The 2,342-nt window shown below is 67.4% G+C and carries 2 protein-coding genes; both read right to left on the bottom strand.

Annotation, left to right across the window (positions count from 1 at the left end; all coding sequences use genetic code 11):
- Window positions 1–1,011, bottom strand: a 1,011-nt coding sequence (locus tag Mam01_RS35860) for an ABC transporter permease (protein WP_204289666.1), incomplete at its 3' end; no start/stop codon positions are given.
- A partial coding sequence (locus Mam01_RS35855) for a sugar ABC transporter ATP-binding protein (RefSeq protein ID WP_204289665.1) occupies window positions 1,004–2,342 on the bottom strand: 1,339 nt, incomplete at its 5' end. The genes Mam01_RS35860 and Mam01_RS35855, both read right to left, overlap by 8 nt.

The following is a 2,342-nucleotide window of genomic DNA, read 5'->3' as shown; positions in this document are numbered from 1 at the left end:
GAGGCTTCGCCGCTGCAGCAGCACGGCGGCGACGATGATGACGCCCTTGGCGACCAGCTGGTCGGCGGTGTTCAGCCCGTTGAGGATGAACAGATTCGTGATCACCGTGAAGATCAGCAGACCCAGAATCGAACCGATGATCGTGCCCCGCCCACCGGTCAGCAACGTCCCACCGATGATCACCGCAGCGATCGCGTCCAGCTCATACAGATCACCATGCGTCGACGACCCCGTCGTGGTCCGCGCCATGATCAGCACCGCCGCGATCCCGCAGCACAACCCCGACAGCGCATACAACATCAACGTGTGCTTCTTCACGTTGATACCGGCCAGCCGCGCCGCCTCCGGGTTACCACCCACCGCATACGTCCGCCGCCCGAACGTGGTCCGGTTCAACACCAGCCACCCGACCAGCACCACCAGCGCGAACACATACACCAGCAGCGGCAGCCCCAGCACCCGCGTCGTCGACAGATCCACGATCATCGAGTTGTCCGGCTGCACCAGCTGCGTCCGCTGATTCGACATCCGCTGCGCCAGACCCCGCGCCGCCACCAGCATCGCCAGCGTCGCGATGAACGCCACCATCCGCCCATACGCGATCAGGAACCCGCTCAGCAGCCCCGCCCCGGTCCCCACCAGAACCGCGCACACGATCATCACGACCGGCCCATACGCCTGCGTCGCCAACGTCGTCGCCCACACCGACGCCAGCGCCATCACCGCACCGACCGACAGATCGATCCCGCCACCGATGATCACAAAGGTCATCCCGACCGTGATCACCCCGATGGTCGAGGCCAGCGCCAGAATACTCACCAGGTTGGAGGAGGTGGCGAAGTTCTCCGGACGGGTCACCACCCCCACGATCGCCAGCAGCACCAACGCCGCGACCAGCCCGACATGCCGGGCCTCACCCACCCGGCCCAGCCCCAGCCGGCCCAACGGCCCGCCCGCACCCGCCGGCTTGGCCGGCGCATTCGCCGGCGCCGCCTGATCGACCTCAGTCATGGAACGCTCCTTCAGAATCTGCCACCGCAGAACCCGTCACCTGTGGCCCGGCCGACTCCCCAGCCGAAACCATCACCAGATCCAGCACCCGATGCTCGTCCAGCTCCCGCGCCGGCGCCTCATGCACGATCCGGCCCTCCCGGACCACCAGCACCCGATCCGCCAAGCCGAGCACCTCGGGCACCTCACTCGACACCAGCAGCACGCCGATCCCGTCGTCGGCCAGCTTGCGCACCAGCGCATACAGCTCGGCCCGCGCACCGACGTCCACCCCCCGCGTCGGCTCGTCCAGCAACAACAACTTGCGGTCCTCGGCCAGCCACCGCCCCAGCACCGCTTTCTGCTGGTTACCACCCGACAACGTCCGGATCGGCCGCCTGGGGTCCGGCGGGCGGATGTCCAACGCCTCCGACAACCGCTTGGCCTCGGCGAACTCGCTCTTACGATCCAGCCACCCCAGCCACCGCGGCCGCGTATACCGGCTCAACGACGCCAGCGTGATGTTCTGCGCCACCGGATGATCCAAAAGCAACGCCTGCGCCTTACGCTCCTCGGGGGCCAAACCCATCCCCATCCGCACCGCACGCGTCGTACTCCCCGGACGCACCACCTGACCATCAAGCACCACCCGCCCGGTGGCCCGCCGCGCCCCGTAGATCGCCTCAACGATCTCACTCCGGCCCGACCCCACCAGACCCGCCAACCCGACGATCTCCCCCGCCCGGATACTGAACGACACATCCGCGAACCGCCCAGGCAGGCTCAGGTGCTCCACCCGCAACACCTCATCGCGGCCCTCATGCGCCCCCACCTCCGGACGCGGCGGGAACACATACTCCACATTCCGGCCCGTCATCAACGCCACGATCTGCTGCGTCGGCGTGTCCTTGGCCGGCAACCCCACCGCGACCGTCGCCCCGTCCTTCAACACCGTGACCCGATCCCCGATCTGCCGGATCTCCTCCAGCCGATGCGAGATATAGATCACCGCCACCCCCTGGGCGGTCAGATCCCGGATCACCCGAAACAGGTTGTCCACCTCGTCATGCGCCAACGCCGCCGACGGCTCATCCATGATGATCAACCGCGCCGAATGCGACAACGCCCGCGCCATACTCACGATCTGCTTGTGCGCCGGCGACAACCGGCCCACCTCCACACGCGGCCGGATCTCCCCATGACCCAACCGCCCCAGCAACTCCGCCGCCGCCCGCTCAGCCTCCCCCCGACGCGAAAACCCCAACCGCGCCCGCTCATGACCCAGATAAATGTTCTCGGCCACACTCAACCCATCCACCAGGTCAAGCTCCTGATAGATCGTGGCGATGCCC

The sequence above is a fragment of the Microbispora amethystogenes genome, from assembly GCF_016863015.1.
Taxonomy (GTDB): Bacteria; Actinomycetota; Actinomycetes; order Streptosporangiales; family Streptosporangiaceae; genus Microbispora; species Microbispora amethystogenes.
The sequence above is the reverse complement of the archived record's forward strand: the minus strand, read 5'-3'. Positions and strand labels throughout refer to the sequence as shown.